The sequence below is a fragment of the Streptomyces sp. NPDC014676 genome (assembly GCF_043084105.1).
In the GTDB taxonomy this organism is placed as follows: Bacteria; Actinomycetota; Actinomycetes; order Streptomycetales; family Streptomycetaceae; genus Streptomyces.
Genome location: NZ_JBIBZI010000001.1, coordinates 69,727 through 86,433 on the forward strand (window position 1 = coordinate 69,727; position 16,707 = coordinate 86,433).

Here is a 16,707-nt window from a genome sequence, read left to right on the forward strand (position 1 = left end):
GCCGGGGCGGTGTTGCCGGGGCCGGGGTGGCGTGGTGGGCGGGATCAGCCCAGGGCCTTGCCCGGGAGTTCCACCTTCGCGCCCAGTTCCACGAGCTTTTCCATGCTGTGTCCTTCCGGGGGGCGACCCCCGGACCCCCAGCCGGGGCGGTGTTGCCGGGGCCGGGGTGGCGTGGTGGGCGGGATCAGCCCAGGGCCTTGCCCGGGAGTTCCACCTTCGCGCCCAGTTCCACGAGTTTTTCCATGAAGTTCTCGTAGCCGCGGTTGATCAGGCCGATGCCGTGGACGCGGGAGGTGCCCTGGGCGGCGAGGGCGGCGATGAGGTAGGAGAAGCCGCCGCGCAGGTCGGGGATGACCAGATCCGCGCCCTGGAGCTTCGTCGGGCCCGAGACGACCGCCGAGTGGAGGAAGTTGCGCTGGCCGAAGCGGCAGTCGGAGCCGCCCAGGCACTCGCGGTAGAGCTGGATGTGCGCGCCCATCTGGTTGAGCGCGGAGGTGAAGCCCAGCCGGGACTCGTAGACCGTCTCGTGGACGATGGACAGGCCCGTCGCCTGGGTCAGCGCGACCACCAGCGGCTGCTGCCAGTCCGTCTGGAAGCCCGGGTGCACGTCCGTCTCCAGCGCGATGGACTTCAACTGCCCGCCGGGGTGCCAGAAGCGGATGCCCTGGTCGTCGATCTCGAAGGCGCCGCCGACCTTCCGGAAGGTGTTCAGGAACGTCATCATCGAGCGCTGCTGGGCGCCGCGGACGTAGATGTCGCCCTCGGTCGCCAGCGCCGCGGACGCCCAGGAGGCGGCCTCCAGGCGGTCGGGCAGGGCACGGTGGGTGTAGCCGCCGAGCTTGTCCACACCGGTGACGCGGATGGTCCGGTCGGTGTCCATCGCGATGATGGCGCCCATCTTCTGCAGGACGCAGATCAGGTCCTCGATCTCCGGCTCCACCGCCGCGTTGGACAGCACGGTGACGCCCTCCGCGAGGACCGCCGTGAGCAGCACCTGCTCGGTCGCGCCGACCGAGGGGTACGGCAGCCGGATCTTGGTGCCGCGCAGCCGCTGCGGGGCCTCCAGGTACTGGCCGTCCGCCCGCTTCTCGATCGTCGCGCCGAACTGCCGCAGTACGTCGAAGTGGAAGTCGATGGGCCGGCCGCCGATGTCGCAGCCGCCGAGGCCCGGGATGAACGCGTGCCCGAGCCGGTGCAGCAGCGGGCCGCAGAACAGGATCGGGATCCGCGAGGAACCGGCGTGGGCATCGATGTCAGCGACGTTGGCGCTCTCCACGTGCGTGGGGTCGAGCACCAGTTCGCCGGGCTCCTCGCCCGGACGGACCGTCACGCCGTGCAGTTGCAGCAGACCCCGTACGACCCGGACGTCGCGGATGTCAGGGACGTTGCCCAGGCGGCTCGGTGCGCTGCCCAGCAGCGCGGCGACCATGGCCTTCGGTACGAGGTTCTTCGCACCGCGGACACGGATCTCGCCCTCCAGCGGGGTCCCGCCGTGGACAAGCAGTACGTCATCGACGTCGTTGACGGTCATGAATCTCGCGTTCCGTGGGGAGTGGGGCAGGGGCCAGAAGGGAAAGGGTAATCGCCCCCGGCCCCCCTTCCGTAAGCCCGAGGAGGGCTCCGGAACGTCATGGGTCTGTCACAGTACGGAGGGTTCGTCGCCGGGCACGCGGGGTCACCGCCCCCGCCGTGCGCCGGGCGTGCTCCGGTCCGCCCTGAGCTGCGTTCACTCGCGTACCCCCGTTGCCTCCCCACGCGGGAGCGAGATGCGGGATCATGTCTGGCATGACCGAGGTGTCCTCGCTCACAGGGCGGCTGCTCGTGGCCACTCCCGCCCTGGCGGACCCGAACTTCGACCGCGCGGTGGTGCTCCTCCTCGACCACGACGAGGAGGGCTCCCTCGGTGTCGTCCTCAACCGTCCGACGCCGGTGGACGTGGGCGACATCCTGGAGGGCTGGGCGGACCTGGCCGGCGAACCGGGTGTCGTCTTCCAGGGCGGTCCGGTGTCGCTGGACTCGGCCCTCGGGGTCGCCGTCGTTCCCGGCGGTACGGCCGCGGAGGCCGCGCCGCTGGGCTGGCGCCGGGTGCACGGCGCGATCGGGCTGGTCGACCTGGAGGCCCCGCCGGAGCTGCTCGCCTCCGTCCTCGGCTCGCTGCGCATCTTCGCCGGGTACGCCGGCTGGGGTCCCGGCCAGCTCGAGGACGAGCTGGTGGACGGTGCCTGGTACGTCGTGGAGTCGGAGCCCGGTGACGTCTCCTCCCCGTCCCCGGAGCGGCTCTGGCGCGAGGTGCTGCGCCGCCAGCGCAACGAGCTGGCGATGGTGGCCACGTATCCGGACGACCCGTCGCTCAACTGATGCGTGCGGGCTTCAGTACCCTTGGCAGTTATGAGCACTCTTGAGCCCGAGCGCGGGACTGGTACGGGGACCCTCGTCGAGCCGACGCCGCAGACCTCCCACGGCGACGGTGACCACGAGCGCTTCGCCCACTACGTCCAGAAGGACAAGATCATGGCGAGTGCCCTCGACGGGACCCCCGTCGTGGCGCTGTGCGGCAAGGTGTGGGTGCCCGGCCGCGACCCGAAGAAGTACCCGGTGTGTCCCATGTGCAAGGAGATCTACGAGTCCATGGGCGCCGGCGGCGACGACAAGGGCAAGGGCGACAAGTAGTCCGTCCCCTCCCCTCCGTCGGTCCGGTCCTCTCAGGCCCCCGGGGTGCGCTTTGCGTGCCCTGGGGGCCTTTGCGCTGTCCGCGCGTTGCGCAGGGTGCGTCCGCCGGTCACGGAGTGGTGGAGACCTCTTGTGGCGCGGTTCACCCAGTCCCTAACCTCCGGTGTGTTGTGCACAGCGAAACCGCCATTGCGTATGTTGCAACGCGCTCGGAGGAGCAACTCCATGAAGCTGTCCGCCCGCCTGGTCGCCGTCGCGGCCGTCCTCGCCACCGCCGCCTGCGCACCCCAGACCTCCGGCACCTCCTCCTCCGACAAGGACGAGAAGACCGGCACGCTCCGCGTCTGGCTCTTCCAGGAGGTCAACAACAAGCCCAAGGAACAGGTCGTCGACTCCGTCCTCACCGCGTTCGAGAAGGCACACGACGACACCGACGTCACCGTCGAGTACATCCCCGTCGAGACCCGCGCCCAGCGCATCAAGGCCGCCTTCAACGACCCGAAGTCCGCGCCCGACCTCATCGAGTACGGCAACACCGACACCGCCGGTTACGTGAAGGACGGCGGACTCGCCGACATCACCGAGGAGTTCGGCGCCTGGGACGAGGCCAAGGACACCGACCCGACCGCCAGACAGTCGGTCACCGTCGACGGCAAGGTCTACGGAGCCCCGTACTTCGTCGGCGTCCGCGCGCTCTACTACCGCACCGACGTCTTCGACGAACTCGGCCTCGACGTCCCGAGGACCCAGGCCGAACTGATCTCCACCGCGAAGGAGATCCACACCGCCAGGCCCGGGCTGTACGGCATCGCGGTCGGCGGCGCCTACACCTACGGCGCGATGCCCTTCATCTGGGCCCACGGCGGCGAACTCGCCACCGGCAAGGAGGGCTCGTACGCCTCCGCCATCGACAGCGCCGCATCCCGCAAGGGCATCGAGGCGTACGCCTCCCTCTTCGGCGACGACAACTGCCCGGCCGCCAAGTGCGCCGGGATGGGCGGCAACGACACGGTGACCGCCTTCGCCGCGGGCAAGGCGGCCATGGCGATCGGCGGCGACTTCAGCCACGCGGCCGTCGAGGCCGGGAAGGTCAAGGGCAAGTACGCCGTCGTGCCGCTGCCGGGCGTCGAGGCCGGGTCCATCGCCCCCGCGTTCGCCGGCGGGAACAACCTCGGCGTGCTGAAGTCCACCTCGCACCGCACCCTCGCCGTCGACCTGATGAAGCGGCTCGCGTCGAAGGAGGCGCAGGGCGCGCTCTTCGAGGGCATGGGGTTCCTGCCCACCTTCTCCGACGTGCGGGAGCAGGTGGCCGCGAAGGAGGCCTTCGTGAAGCCGTTCGTCGAGACGCTGGCGGCCGACACGAAGTTCGTGCCGGCTTCGGCGGCGTGGGCGCGGATCGACTCGTCGCTGGTGCTGCCGACGATGTTCCAGGAGGTCGTGAGCGGTAGGAAGAGCGTGGCCGCCGCCTCGGCGGACGCGGCGAAGAAGATGAACGAGGCGTTCGGATCCGCCGGATGACCGTGCCTACGAGTTCGAGGGCTGTGAAGCCCGGGCGGGTGCGGGTGGTCCGTGGTTCCTCGCGCCCACGCGGCGGCAGCCGCGGATCCAGTACAGCCCCGCGCCCCTTTCGGGGCTCCAGCACCCCTTGGCTCTATCTCGCGCCCGCTCTGGTCGTCCTCGGGGGGCTGCTCGCCTACCCCGTCTATCAACTCGGGCTGATCTCGCTCTTCCACTACACCCAGGCGCAGGTCAGCGGTGGGGAGCCGACCACCTTCGAGGGGTTCGGGAACTACGCCGAGCTCTTCGGGGACGCGCGGTTCTGGGAGGTGCTGCTGGCCACCGTGGTGTTCGCGGCGGCCTGCGTGGCCGGCACGCTGGCCGTGGGGTGCGCGCTCGCCGTGCTGCTCACCCGCGTGCGGGCCGTGCCGCGGCTGGCGTTGATGCTGGCCGCGCTCGGCGCGTGGGCGACCCCGGCGATCACCGGGTCCACGGTCTGGCTGTTCCTCTTCGACGCCGACTTCGGGCCGGTCAACCGGGTGCTGGGGCTCGGCGACCACTCGTGGACGTACGGGCGGTTCAGCGCCTTCTTCCTCGTCCTGCTCGAAGTGGTCTGGTGCTCCTTCCCGTTCGTGATGGTGACGGTCTACGCCGGGATCCGCGCCGTACCCTCCGAAGTGCTGGAGGCCGCCTCCCTGGACGGGGCCTCGCAGTGGCGGATCTGGCGCTCGGTGCTCGCGCCGATGCTCCGGCCGATCCTGGTCGTCGTCACCATCCAGTCGGTCATCTGGGACTTCAAGGTCTTCACCCAGATCTACGTCATGACGAACGGCGGGGGCATCGCCGGCCAGAACCTGGTCCTGAACGTCTACGCCTACCAGCAGGCGTTCGCGTCCTCGCAGTACAGCCTCGGCGCGGCGATCGGCGTGGTGATGCTGCTGATCCTGCTCGCCGTGACGCTGGTGTACCTGCGGCTGCTGCGCCGCCAGGGGGAGGAACTGTGAGCCTTGTGAGCAGGAACGGGAAACCCCGGGTGAATCCTGTGCGCCGGTCCGTACGGCGTCCGGGGCGGCTGGCGGCCGAGTCCGCGGCGCTGCTGACCGCCGCCGTGGTGGCCTTCCCGCTGTACTGGATGGTGCTGAGCGCCTTCAAACCGGCCGGGGAGATCGAGTCGGCCGAGCCGCGGCCCTGGACGCTCGCGCCCACACTGGACTCGTTCCGGCGGGTGTTCGGACAGCAGGAATTCGGCCGGTACTTCCTCAACAGCGTCGTCGTCGCTCTCGCCGTGGTGATCGCCTCCGCGCTGATCGCCTTTCTCGCCGCGACCGCCGTGACGCGATTCCGGTTCCGGCTGCGGACCACCTTGCTGATCATGTTTCTGGTGGCCCAGATGGTGCCCGTGGAGGCGCTGACCATCCCGTTGTTCTTCGTCATGCGGGACTTCGGCCAGTTGAACACGCTGTGGTCGCTGATCCTGCCGCACATCGCGTTCTCCCTGCCCTTCGCGATCTGGATGCTGCGGGGGTTCGTGAAGGCCGTTCCACAGGCGCTGGAGGAGGCCGCCTACATCGACGGGGCGAGCCGCGCCCGCTTTCTCCGGCAGATCCTTTTCCCGCTCGTCCTGCCGGGCCTCGTGGCCACCAGCGTGTTTTCGTTCATCTCCACCTGGAACGACTTCCTGTTCGCCAAGTCCTTCATCATCAGCGACATCTCGCAGTCGACCCTGCCGATGGCGCTGCTGGTCTTCTACAAACCCGACGAGCCGGACTGGGGCGGGGTCATGGCGGCGTCCACGGTGATGACGATTCCGGTACTGGTCTTCTTCGTACTCGTACAGCGACGTCTGGTCTCCGGACTGGGCGGCGCGGTAAAGGACTGACATGACCGACGTGACCTCGACCACTGACCTCGTCCCCGCGCCCCGGGCCGTGGAGGGGCCGATGCGCTGCGGTGTCGAACTGACCCCCGCCACCACCCTGTGGGCCGGGCCCGGTACGGAAACCACCGAACGCTGGCTGCGCTCCACACTCGGACCCGCCCTGGGGCTGCCGCTGCGGCCGGGCCCCGAGGACACCCGCGACAGCCTGCGGCTGCGCGTCGACGACACGCTCGACCCCGAGGCCTACCGCCTCGCCGTCGTCACCGACTGGGGCATCGAGATCACCGGCGGGAGCGCCGCCGGTGTCTTCTGGGGCGCCCAGAGCCTGCGCCAGCTGCTCGGGCCGGACGCCTTCCGCAAGGCGCCCGTGCGGCCCGGCATCACCCGTGGAATCCCGCACCAGATCATCGACGACGCGCCCCGCTTCCGCTGGCGCGGACTCATGCTCGACGTCGCCCGGCACTTCATGCCCAAGGAAGGCGTGCTGCGCTATCTCGATCTGATGGCGGCGCACAAACTCAACGTCCTCCACTTCCACCTGACGGACGACCAGGGCTGGCGCATCGAGATCCAGCGGTATCCGAAGCTCACCGGGACCGGATCCTGGCGCGCCCGGACGAAAATCGGCCACCGCGCCTCACCGCTGTGGGACGACAGGCCGCACGGCGGTCACTACACCCGGGACGACATCCGCGAGATCGTCGCCTACGCCGCCGAGCGGCATATCAGCGTGGTCCCGGAAATCGACGTACCCGGCCACTCGCAGGCCGCCATCGCCGCGTATCCGGAACTCGGCAACTCCGATGTCATCGACACCGCCTCCCTGACCGTCTGGGACACCTGGGGGATCAATCCGAACGTACTCGCCCCCACTGACAACACCCTGCGCTTCTACGAAGGGGTGCTCGAGGAAGTCCTGGAACTCTTCCCCGCGGACGCCGGCCCGTTCTCGCCGTTCGTGCACATCGGCGGCGACGAATGCCTCAAGGACCAGTGGCGCGCGTCGGACGCCGCGCAGAAACAGATCGGCAACCTCGGACTGCCGGACGAGGACGCGCTCCAGTCCTGGTTCATCGGGCACTTCGACAAGTGGCTCGCCGCGCGGGGGCGGCGGCTGATCGGCTGGGACGAGATCCTGGAGGGCGGCCTGGCACCGGGCGCCGCGGTGTCGTCCTGGCGCGGCTACTCCGGCGGGGTCGCCGCCGCCCGCGCGGGGCACGACGTGGTCATGTGCCCCCAGCAGTACGTGTACCTGGACTACCGTCAGGACGCGGGCCCCGACGAGCCGGTGCCGATCGGGTACGTGCGCACCCTGGAGGACGTCTACCGGTTCGAGCCCGTGCCGTCGGAGCTGACCGGCGAGGAGGCCGCGCGGGTGCTGGGCACCCAGGCCAACGTGTGGACCGAGGTGATGGAGGACCCGGGGCGGGTCGACTACCAGACGTTCCCCCGGCTCGCCGCGCTCTGTGAGGTCGCCTGGAGCGATCTGCCCGCCCCCGCCGACCGGGACTTCGCCGGCTTCGAGCGGCGGATGACCGCCCACTACCGGCGCCTGGACGCCCTCGGGGTCGCCTACCGGCCGCCCACCGGACCGCTGCCCTGGCAGCGGCGTCCGGGCATCCTGGGGCGCCCGATCGACGGCCCGCCGCCGGGCCTGTAGCCGGCCCGTTCCGGGTTCCCGGCGCGGGGCGGCCCGCCCGGCGCCGGGAACCCGAACGGGGTGTGCGCACCTGTTCGGCCCGTGCCGAACGGGTCATGCGAAACGGGTGGAAAAGTCACCGAAGAGTGTCGATCCCGAGCGCATCGGTGATGTGGGGCGAAATCGACCACGTCCGGGGTGAGGTGGGCGAATGCCTCCTAGCGGACCCCCGTCCTCGGCACCTGCCAAGATGTGCCAGAGTTGCCACGTCCGCCCTGTCAGGCCGTACGGTACGGCAGCACAGGTGGGACCAGGTGGGGCAGCGGGAAGGGGCAGCCGGACTTGAGTACGCACGCACCGCAGGCGGCGCAGGCCGTGACGCTGCCCACGACACTCGACGAGGCCGTGGCGGCCCTCACGGCGATGCCCGCCGCCGTGCCCGTCGCGGGCGGCACCGACCTGATGGCCGCCGTCAACTCCGGGCAGCTCAGGCCCGCCGCGCTGGTCGGCCTCGGCAAGATCAGCGAGATCCGCGGCTGGCAGTACCTGGACGGGCACGCGCTGCTCGGCGCCGGTCTCACCCACGCGCGCATGGGCCGCCCCGACTTCGCCGCCCTCATCCCGGCGCTCGCCGCCTCCGCGCGGGCGGCCGGACCGCCGCACATCCGCAACGCGGGCACGCTGGGCGGCAACATCGCCTCCGCCGCCCCCACCGGGGACGCGCTGCCGGTGCTGGCCGCGCTGGAGGCGACGCTGATCATCGCGGGCCCGGGCGGAGTCCGCCGCGAACTCCCGGTGTCGCACCTGCTGGCCGGAATGGACCTGCTGCGCCCCGGCGAACTCATCGGCTACGTGCGCGTGCCGCTGCTGCACGCCCCCCAGGTCTTCCTGAAGGCGACCGGCCGCACCGGCCCCGGCCGCGCGGTCGCCTCCGTCGCCCTCGTGCTCGACCCGGCCCGCCGCGGCGTGCGCTGCGCGGTGGGCGCCATAGCGCCGATGCCGCTGCGGCCCCTGGACGCCGAGCAGTGGGTCGCGCAGCTCATCGACTGGGACAACAACCGCGCGATCGTGCCCGAGGCACTGGAGGCGTTCGGGGAGTACGTCGCCGCGGCCTGCATCCCCGACGCCGCCCCCGGCGAGGACGGCACCGTCCCACCGCTTCCGCCCGCGGTACTGCACCTGCGGCGCACCGTCGCCGCGCTGGCCCGACGAGCACTGGGGAGGGCGCTGTCGTGACCGACGACCAGCACGGACAGGGCACGCCCCCGGGCGGCAGCCGCTGGGACCCGCTGCCCCAGGGCGACTACGACGACGGCGCCACGGCCTTCGTGAACCTCCCCGAGGGCGGCATAGACGCCCTGCTGGACGCCATGGAGAGCCCGCTCGCCGCGCCCGGCCACGGCTACGTGCCGCCGCAGATCACGGTCGACCCGGCGGCCGGCGCGGGCACCGACCCGGCCGCCACCGGCTCCTGGGGAGTGCCCGGCGCGCCCGTCGACGGCGCCCAGTGGCACGACCCGCAGGCTCCCGGGGCGGGCGCGGCACCGGGGGACCGGTTCACGTACAACCCCGGCGCGACCGGGCAGTGGGCCTTCGAGGAGCCGGCCGCGGAGAACCAGGCGCCGGGGCACGACGTCACCGGCCAGTGGTCGATCCCCGTGGCCGACGGCGACCTGCCGGACGAGTCGGGCGAGTTCACCACGTCCTCCCTGGTCGAGCAGTGGGGCGGCACCCCGCCGGCCACCCTGCCGGGCGGCGCCCCCGCCCCCTGGGCGCCCACGGAGGCCATCGGCCGCCCGTGGGGGCCCGGCGTGCCCGGGGTCCCGCAGGACGAGGACCAGGAGCCGCGGGGCGGCGAACACGCCCCCGCGCGGGACCCGCGGGAACCCGGTCCCCGGCCCCACACCGACGCCCCCCAGCAGCCGCCCGGCGCGGTCGCGTACGGCGGACAGCCCCTGCCCGCCGCCGAACCACTGCCGTACGCCGAGCCCGGCAACCGGGACGAGGCCCCCGCGGCCCAGGACGTGTACGGCGGGACGCCGGCCCAGGGCACGCCCGTACAGCCGTACGCCGAGCCCGGCAACCGGGACGAGACCCCCGCGGGCCAGGACGTGTACGGCGGGACGCCGGCCCAGGGCACGCCCGTACAGCCGGCCGGCGAGCACACGCCGGAGCGGCCCGGAGCGGATGCCGCTCACGGGCGGCCGGACGCCGGCCCCGCGCCGGAGCCCCCGGGCACGCCCGCTCACACCGCGGAGTTCCACGGCGAGCCCGGCGGCCGGGGCGACGGTCCCGCGCCCCGGCAGCCGTCCGGGCACGCCGGTGTTCCCCAGCCGTTCGCCGCCGGGGGGTACGCGGAGCCGCGGTGGCAGTCCGGAGCGGAGGCCGCCGAGGGCGCCTCGGCCGGACCCCGGGAGCACCCGCACCCCGGCGTCCAGGACGCCCCGGAGCCCGCTCCCGGGGCCGGTGAGGGCTCCGAGGCCGCCGAGGACACCCACGGGGCCCCCGAGGCCGCCGAGGGCCCGTCGGAGCCCTCCGCGGGCCCCGCCGAGCCCGCTCCGGACGCGGAACCGGCGACAGGGCCCGCCGACCCCGGGTCCCCGGACACCGGCACGGCACCCGGCGCTTCGGACGCCCCGGACACTCCGGACGCCCCGGACACTCCGGACACTCCGGACGCCCCGGACGGCCGGGGCGAGCCGGTCGCACCGCACGACGACCACCCCCTCGCCTCCTACGTGCTCCGCGTCAACGGCACCGACCGGCCCGTCACCGGCGCCTGGATCGGCGAGTCGCTGCTCTACGTGCTGCGCGAACGGCTCGGTCTCGCCGGTGCCAAGGACGGCTGCTCCCAGGGCGAGTGCGGGGCCTGCAACGTGCAGGTCGACGGCCGGCTCGTGGCGTCCTGCCTGGTCCCGGCCGTCACCGCGGCCGGCAGCGAGGTCCGTACCGTCGAGGGACTGGCCCGGGACGGCCATCCCTCGGACGTGCAGCGGGCGCTCGCGCGGTGTGGCGCCGTGCAGTGCGGCTTCTGCGTGCCGGGCATGGCGATGACCGTGCACGACCTGCTGGAGGGCAACCCGGCGCCCACCGAGCTGGAGACCCGCCAGGCCCTGTGCGGCAACCTCTGCCGCTGCTCCGGCTACCGGGGCGTGGTGAACGCCGTCCAGGAGGTCGTCGCCGAACGCGAGGCGTACGCCGCCTCCGACGAGGACGACTCCGACGACGAGGCGGAACCGCCCCGCATCCCGCACCAGGCGGGCCCCGGCGCCGGCGGCGTCAACCCCGCCGCGTTCGGCACCCCCGGACCCGACGAGCAGCCCCATGACCAGCCGTACGGCGAGGACGGAGGCCAGGCGTGACCGACGAAGCAGCCACCGCGCAGGCCGTACGGGCCGCGGAGGCCGCCCCCGAGCCGGAACCGCTCCCGCACGGGCTCGGCGTCTCCCTCCCGGCCGCCGACACCCGCGCCAAGACCGAGGGCACCTTCCCGTACGCCGCCGACCTGTGGGCCGAGGGCCTGCTGTGGGCGGCCGTGCTGCGCTCGCCGCACCCGCACGCGCGCATCGTGTCCATCGACACCACCCACGCGCGGGAGATGCCCGGCGTCCGCGCGGTGGTCACGCACGAGGACGTCCCCGGCGACCCGCTGCACGGCCGCGGCACGGCCGACCGCCCGGTCTTCGCCTCCGAGGTCGTACGCCACCACGGCGAGCCCATCGCGGCCGTCGCCGCCGACCACCCCGACACCGCGCGGATGGCCGCCGCCGCCGTCATCGTCGAGTACGAGGTGCTCGACCCGGTGACCGACCCCGAGCAGGCGTTCGAGGCCGAACCGCTGCACCCCGACGGCAACCTGATCCGGCACATCCCGCTGCGCCACGGCGACCCCGACGCGGCCGGCGAGATCGTCGTCGAGGGCCTGTACCGCATCGGCCGCCAGGACCCCGCCCCCATCGGCGCCGAGGCCGGTCTCGCCGTGCCCCGCCCGGACGGCGGCGTCGAGCTGTACCTGGCCTCCACCGACCCGCACGGCGACCGGGACACCGCCGCCGCCGCGTTCGGCCTGGCACCCGACCGGGTGAAGGTCGTCGTCACCGGGGTGCCCGGCGCCACCGCCGACCGCGAGGACCGCGGCTTCCAGCTCCCGCTCGGCCTGCTGGCGCTGAAGACCGGCCTCCCGGTGAAACTCGCCGCCACGCGCGAGGAGTCCTTCCTCGGCCACACCCACCGCCACCCCACGCTGCTGCGCTACCGCCACCACGCCGACGCCGAGGGCAGGCTGGTGAAGGTCGAGGCGCAGATCCTGCTCGACGCGGGCGCCTACGCCGACACCTCCTCCGACGCCCTGGCCGCCGCCGTCGCCTTCGCCTGCGGTCCGTACGTCGTGCCCAACGCCTTCATCGAGGGCTGGGCCGTGCGCACCAACAACCCGCCCTCCGGCCATGTGCGCGGCGAGGGCGCGATGCAGGTGTGCGCCGCCTACGAGGCGCAGATGGACAAGCTGGCCAAGAAGCTCGGCGTCGACCCGGCGGAGCTGCGGCTGCGCAACGTGATGGCCACCGGCGACGTCCTGCCCACCGGCCAGACGGTGACCTGCCCGGCCCCGGTCGCGGAACTCCTGGAGGCGGTCCGGGACTTCCCGCTGCCGCCGCTGCCCAAGGACACCCCCGAGGACGAGTGGCTGCTGCCCGGCGGCCCCGAGGGCGCGGGCGAACCGGGCGCGGTGCGCCGGGGCGTGGGCTACGGCCTCGGCATGGTGCACATGCTCGGCGCGGAGGGCGCGGACGAGGTGTCCACGGCCACCGTGCGGGTCCAGGGCGGCGTGGCGACGGTGCTGTGCGCGGCCGTGGAGAGCGGCCAGGGCTTCTCGACGCTGGCCCGGCAGATCGTCCAGGAGACCCTCGGCGTCGACGAGGTGCACGTGGTGCCCGTCGACACCGACCAGCCCCCGGCGGGACCGGGCTGCCGGGGCCGGCACACGTGGGTGTCGGGCGGCGCGGTGGAGCGCGCGGCGAAGATGGTCCGCACCCAGCTCCTCCAGCCCCTCGCGCACAAGTTCGGCATGTCCACCGAGCTGCTCCAGATCACCGACGGCAAGATCACCTCGTACGACGGTGTGCTGTCCACGACCGTGGCCGAGGAGCTGCACGGCAAGGAGCTGTGGGCCACCGCCCAGTGCCGCCCGCACCCGACGGAGCCGCTGGACGCCTCCGGTCAGGGCGACGCCTTCGTCGGCATGTCCTTCTGCGCCATCCGCGCGGTGGTCGACGTCGACATCGAGCTCGGCTCGGTACGGGTCGTGGAGCTGGCGGTCGCCCAGGACGTGGGCCGGGTGCTGAACCCGGCGCAGCTGGCCGCCCGGATCGAGGCGGGCGTGACCCAGGGCCTGGGCGCCGCGCTCACCGAGAACCTGCGCACGCCGCGCGGGTTGGTCCGCCACCCCGACCTGACCGGTTACGCCCTCCCGACGGCGCTGGACGCGCCGGACGTCCACATCGTGAAGCTGGTCGAGGAGCGGGACGTGGTCGCGCCGTTCGGCGCGAAGGCGGTCAGCGCGGTGCCGGTGGTGACCTCGCCGGCGGCGATCGCGTCCGCCGTGCGGGCCGCCACGGGCCGCCCGGTGAACCGGCTGCCGATCCGGCCGCAGGCCGCGGTGGTGACGGCCGGGGGCTGAGCGTCGTTCCGGGTGATTCTCCCGGGGGAGGCAACGCGAACGGTCATTCAGGCGTCTTGTGTGACGGGGGCGTCGCGTCCGCCGCCCTCGGTCCGGGGCGTTGTCAGTGGTGCCGCGTAGTGTTCCGAGAAGTGGGGGACGGCTGACGGGTCCGGAAGGGCCGGGCCGTCCTGCCCGGGGCGGTACGTTCGCGGGCCCGGGACCGAGCACACGTATCGCGGGGGAATCATGAGCACGACCGACACCGCTGTCGCGACGGCGATCACACTCACCGGCGCCGGCCTCGATCCCTTCATCACGCACGCGCCCACGCGCGACTGGCTGACCGGTCCCGGACTGCCCTCCGACAGCGGCCTGTTCGGTTTCGCGGAGCTGGCGCGGCCCGGCGGCCCGCGCACGGTGGGCGACTCGACGGACGGCCCCGGCGGCCGGCTCTCCGCGGAGCTGCGGGACCAGCTGGTCATTGGCGGACTGCTGGGCCCGGCCGCTCTGGAGACGGAGTCGGTGCTGCTCGACGGGGCGACCGGCGAGGTGTCCACGACGTTCCTCCTCCCCGACCGCCCCGACCTGATGGACCGCCGCCCGCTCGCCCCGTCCCTGCCGACGCTGGTGCGGTTCGCGGCGGCGACGGACGAACTGGCCGGCCTGCGCGGTCAGTTCGCCGCCTACGCGGGCCGGTACGGCACCAAGGCGGTCGCGGAGGCCTCCCGGCAGCTCCTGGCGGTCTTCGAGGAGGGCACGGACGGCGAGCCGGCGCCGTTCTGGCGGATGGCCGCGCTGATCAGGCCGCTGGCCCTGGTGGCGGGCCCCGGCACGGCCTCGGGCCTCGCCCTGGACCTCCCCCTGCGCCTGCTGGACGACGAGTTCGGCCGGGGCGGAGTGGTCCGCTTCGAGGAGGTCGACTTCCCCGCGACGCTCGCGCACGAGCCGACCCGCCGCTTCCTGCGCGAGACGGGCCTGCCGGAGGACGGCTTCCTCTTCCAGCTGGACACCGACCTGCCGCTGCGCACCCTCGCGGAGTACTACGCGGACGAACGCGAGCCGGCCGACGCGCTGCCGCCCGCGCGCGCCGGGCACCTGATACGCCTGGGGTATCTGATCGAGGACACCGCGCTGGTCGTCGACGGAGCGACGGGAGCGGTCCTCAGCTGGAGCGAGACGGACTGCGTCCTGTCGCCGCTGAACACGGACATCTCCACGCTCGCCTTCACGCTGTGGCTGCTCCACCGCGAGCACGCCATCGACGAGGCGTCGGGGCATGCGCTGACCAGCGATACGTACGACCAGCTGGCGTTGACCATGTTGCAGGTGCTGTCGTCCATCGACCCGACGGGGACGACGCCCGACACGGACTGGCACTACTGGACGGAGCTGTTCCAGGACGAGGCGGGCGGTGTGCTGTAGCGCTCCGCTTCGGGGGCGGTCGTTGTGCCGTTGGTCGGCTGCGGTGCCGTCGTGGCGGGTCGCGCCCGCGCGGCGGAGCCGCATGTCGACACAGCCCCGCGCCCCTGAGGGTGCTGACGCGGAGGGGCGGGGTGCTCTGGAGAGCACCCCGCCCCGTGGGGAGGCCGTGGCGGGAATTGAACCCGCGTACCTCGCTTTGCAGGCGAGTCCCTGGGCCACTCGGGCACACGGCCGTGTCGGTGGCCGGGCGCCGCGTGGGGCGCCTCGCCGTTCCGAACCGGTGTGATGACCGTACGGGGGGCCGGGCGTGGCGGGGAAGGGAAGGCCGGGGGCCGCAATGCGACCGCCACACGCCGTTCATGAATGACGGCGCCGGTCCTACGACCAAGGTCCCGGTGCCGGCCCCGACCCCCGACAGGGGTCAAACCGTGCCGTGGCCCTTACGCTGGCGGTCATGACCGCCCCGAACCCGCGTGACACCGATGTCACCGAGCCCGCCGCCCCCTCTCCGGCCGCCGCCCCCGACGAGACCGTGCTGAGCGGCCCCTACCGGGCGCTGAGCATCGGCATCGTCTCCGTGGTGCTGCTGATCGCCTTCGAGGCGACGGCGGTGGGCACGGCGATGCCGGTGGCGGCGCGGGAGCTGGACGGGGTGCCGCTGTACGCGTTCGCGTTCTCGGGGTACTTCACGACCAGCCTCTTCGGCATGGTGCTGTCCGGCCAGTGGTCCGACCGCCGGGGCCCGCTCGCACCGCTGACCTGGGGCATCGCCTCCTTCGCGGCCGGGCTGCTGCTCGCCGGGACGGCCGGGGCGATGTGGCTGTTCATCCTGGGGCGGGCCGTGCAGGGACTCGGCGGCGGACTGGTGATCGTCGCGCTGTACGTGATCGTCGGACGGGCCTACCCGGAGCGGCTGCGGCCTGCGATCATGGCGGCGTTCGCGGCGAGCTGGGTGGTGCCGTCGATCGTCGGCCCGCTGGCCTCCGGCGCGGTGACGGAGCACATCGGCTGGCGCTGGGTGTTCCTCGGCATCCCGGTGCTCGTGGTGTTCCCGCTGGCGCTCGCGCTGCCGCAGATACGGCGCCTGGCGTCCGGCCCGGTGAACGGGGACGCGGACGAGCCCGCCTCCTTCGACGGCCGCCGCATCCGGCTGGCCCTGGCGATCTCGCTGGGCGCGGGCCTGCTCCAGTACGCCGCCCAGGACCTGCGCTGGATGTCCCTGCTGCCGGGCGCGCTGGGGGTGGCCCTGCTGGTCCCGGCCGTGCTCGGCCTCCTCCCGCACGGCACCTACCGCGCGGCGCGCGGGCTGCCCTCGGTCGTCCTGCTGCGCGGGGTCGCCGCCGGCTCCTTCATCGCGGCGGAGTCCTTCGTCCCGCTGATGCTGGTCACCCAGCGCGGCCTCAGCCCCACCCTCGCCGGCTTCTCCCTCGCGGCGGGCGGCGGCACCTGGGCGCTGGGCTCCTGGGTCCAGTCCCGGCCCCGTCTGGAGTCGTACCGGGAACGCCTGATGGCCCTCGGCATGGTGCTGGTGGCGGCGGCGATCGCGGCGGCCCCCAGCGTGCTGATCGAGGCCGTGCCCGCCTGGACGGTCGCGGTCGCCTGGGCCTTCGGCTGCTTCGGCATGGGCCTGGTGATCTCCTCCACCAGCGTCATGCTGCTCAAGCTCTCCGCCCCCGAGGAGGCCGGCACCAACTCCGCCGCCCTCCAGATCTCCGACGGCCTGTCCAACGTCCTTCTGCTGGCCGCGGGAGGCGCCGCCTTCGCGGCCCTCGGCGGCGGCACGGTCAGTCACGCGGCGACGGAGGCCACCGGCTCCCACCCGGCCGCCTTCGCGGCGGTGTTCCTGCCGATGGCGGCGGTGGCGCTGGCGGGGGTGTGGGTGGCTGTGCGGGTGCGGGAGCGTTGATCCGCAAACCGGTCGTCACCAGGTGATCGCCGACA

12 protein-coding genes and 1 tRNA gene are annotated in these 16,707 nt (G+C 73.1%); 11 read left to right on the top strand and 2 right to left on the bottom strand.

The features are described from left to right. Positions 1-184: 184 nt before the first annotated feature. The gene (gene murA / locus ACF1DX_RS00250) at positions 185-1,531 is read right to left on the bottom strand and encodes a UDP-N-acetylglucosamine 1-carboxyvinyltransferase (RefSeq protein ID WP_391789014.1); all 1,347 of its coding nucleotides are present in this window, start codon (positions 1,529-1,531) and stop codon (positions 185-187) included. Positions 1,532-1,785: 254 nt separating this feature from the next. Here murA and ACF1DX_RS00255 point away from each other — a divergent pair, with 254 nt between their 5' ends. The 10 genes from ACF1DX_RS00255 (at position 1,786) to ACF1DX_RS00300 (ending at position 14,766) form a co-directional block, all read left to right on the top strand. Further along, the gene (locus tag ACF1DX_RS00255) at positions 1,786-2,358 is read left to right on the top strand and encodes a YqgE/AlgH family protein (protein WP_391789015.1); all 573 of its coding nucleotides are present in this window, start codon (positions 1,786-1,788) and stop codon (positions 2,356-2,358) included. A gap of 30 nt (positions 2,359-2,388) precedes the next feature. Further along, positions 2,389-2,670: a DUF3039 domain-containing protein gene (locus tag ACF1DX_RS00260; RefSeq protein ID WP_073931595.1), complete on the top strand. Its 282-nt coding sequence runs from the start codon at positions 2,389-2,391 to the stop codon at positions 2,668-2,670. A gap of 225 nt (positions 2,671-2,895) precedes the next feature. Then, positions 2,896-4,188, top strand: a complete 1,293-nt coding sequence (locus ACF1DX_RS00265) for an extracellular solute-binding protein (protein ID WP_391789016.1) — start codon at positions 2,896-2,898, stop codon at positions 4,186-4,188. After that, positions 4,185-5,171 (top strand): carbohydrate ABC transporter permease, encoded by a 987-nt coding sequence (locus ACF1DX_RS00270; RefSeq protein ID WP_391789017.1) that lies wholly within the window; start codon positions 4,185-4,187, stop codon positions 5,169-5,171. Before ACF1DX_RS00265 ends, ACF1DX_RS00270 begins: the two co-directional genes overlap by 4 nt. 29 nt (positions 5,172-5,200) lie before the next feature. Then, a complete protein-coding gene (locus ACF1DX_RS00275) occupies positions 5,201-6,046 on the top strand; it encodes a carbohydrate ABC transporter permease (protein WP_391789018.1) in 846 nt (281 codons plus the stop codon). Between the two features lies 1 nt (position 6,047). Then, complete coding sequence (locus tag ACF1DX_RS00280; protein WP_391789019.1) at positions 6,048-7,706, top strand: beta-N-acetylhexosaminidase; 1,659 nt, start codon at positions 6,048-6,050, stop codon at positions 7,704-7,706. A 321-nt stretch (positions 7,707-8,027) separates the two neighbouring features. Next, entirely contained in the window at positions 8,028-8,921 is an 894-nt protein-coding gene (locus ACF1DX_RS00285; RefSeq protein ID WP_391789020.1) for an FAD binding domain-containing protein, read from the top strand. Beyond that, positions 8,918-11,047: a 2Fe-2S iron-sulfur cluster-binding protein gene (locus ACF1DX_RS00290; RefSeq protein WP_391789021.1), complete on the top strand. Its 2,130-nt coding sequence runs from the start codon at positions 8,918-8,920 to the stop codon at positions 11,045-11,047. Before ACF1DX_RS00285 ends, ACF1DX_RS00290 begins: the two co-directional genes overlap by 4 nt. After that, on the top strand, positions 11,044-13,362 hold the full coding sequence (locus ACF1DX_RS00295) for a xanthine dehydrogenase family protein molybdopterin-binding subunit (RefSeq protein WP_391789022.1): 2,319 nt from the start codon (positions 11,044-11,046) through the stop codon (positions 13,360-13,362). Before ACF1DX_RS00290 ends, ACF1DX_RS00295 begins: the two co-directional genes overlap by 4 nt. A 228-nt stretch (positions 13,363-13,590) precedes the next feature. Continuing rightward, positions 13,591-14,766 (top strand): SUKH-4 family immunity protein, encoded by a 1,176-nt coding sequence (locus tag ACF1DX_RS00300; protein ID WP_391789023.1) that lies wholly within the window; start codon positions 13,591-13,593, stop codon positions 14,764-14,766. A 161-nt stretch (positions 14,767-14,927) separates the two neighbouring features. Here the strand turns inward: ACF1DX_RS00300 and ACF1DX_RS00305 are convergent. Beyond that, positions 14,928-14,999, bottom strand: a tRNA-Cys gene (locus ACF1DX_RS00305). A 221-nt stretch (positions 15,000-15,220) separates the two neighbouring features. Here ACF1DX_RS00305 and ACF1DX_RS00310 point away from each other — a divergent pair. After that, positions 15,221-16,672: an MFS transporter gene (locus tag ACF1DX_RS00310; RefSeq protein ID WP_391789024.1), complete on the top strand. Its 1,452-nt coding sequence runs from the start codon at positions 15,221-15,223 to the stop codon at positions 16,670-16,672. Positions 16,673-16,707 lie beyond the last annotated feature (35 nt).

What these genes read in the sequence shown, in the direction of transcription:
- ACF1DX_RS00280 (WP_391789019.1), top strand. Translation starts at nt 6,048, where the DNA reads ATGACCGACGTGACCTCGACCACTGACCTCGTCCCCGCGCCCCGGGCC.
- murA (WP_391789014.1), bottom strand. Translation starts at nt 1,531, where the DNA reads ATGACCGTCAACGACGTCGATGACGTACTGCTTGTCCACGGCGGGACC.
- ACF1DX_RS00265 (WP_391789016.1), top strand. Translation starts at nt 2,896, where the DNA reads ATGAAGCTGTCCGCCCGCCTGGTCGCCGTCGCGGCCGTCCTCGCCACC.
- ACF1DX_RS00270 (WP_391789017.1), top strand. Translation starts at nt 4,185, where the DNA reads ATGACCGTGCCTACGAGTTCGAGGGCTGTGAAGCCCGGGCGGGTGCGG.
- ACF1DX_RS00300 (WP_391789023.1), top strand. Translation starts at nt 13,591, where the DNA reads ATGAGCACGACCGACACCGCTGTCGCGACGGCGATCACACTCACCGGC.
- ACF1DX_RS00255 (WP_391789015.1), top strand. Translation starts at nt 1,786, where the DNA reads ATGACCGAGGTGTCCTCGCTCACAGGGCGGCTGCTCGTGGCCACTCCC.
- ACF1DX_RS00260 (WP_073931595.1), top strand. Translation starts at nt 2,389, where the DNA reads ATGAGCACTCTTGAGCCCGAGCGCGGGACTGGTACGGGGACCCTCGTC.
- ACF1DX_RS00310 (WP_391789024.1), top strand. Translation starts at nt 15,221, where the DNA reads ATGACCGCCCCGAACCCGCGTGACACCGATGTCACCGAGCCCGCCGCC.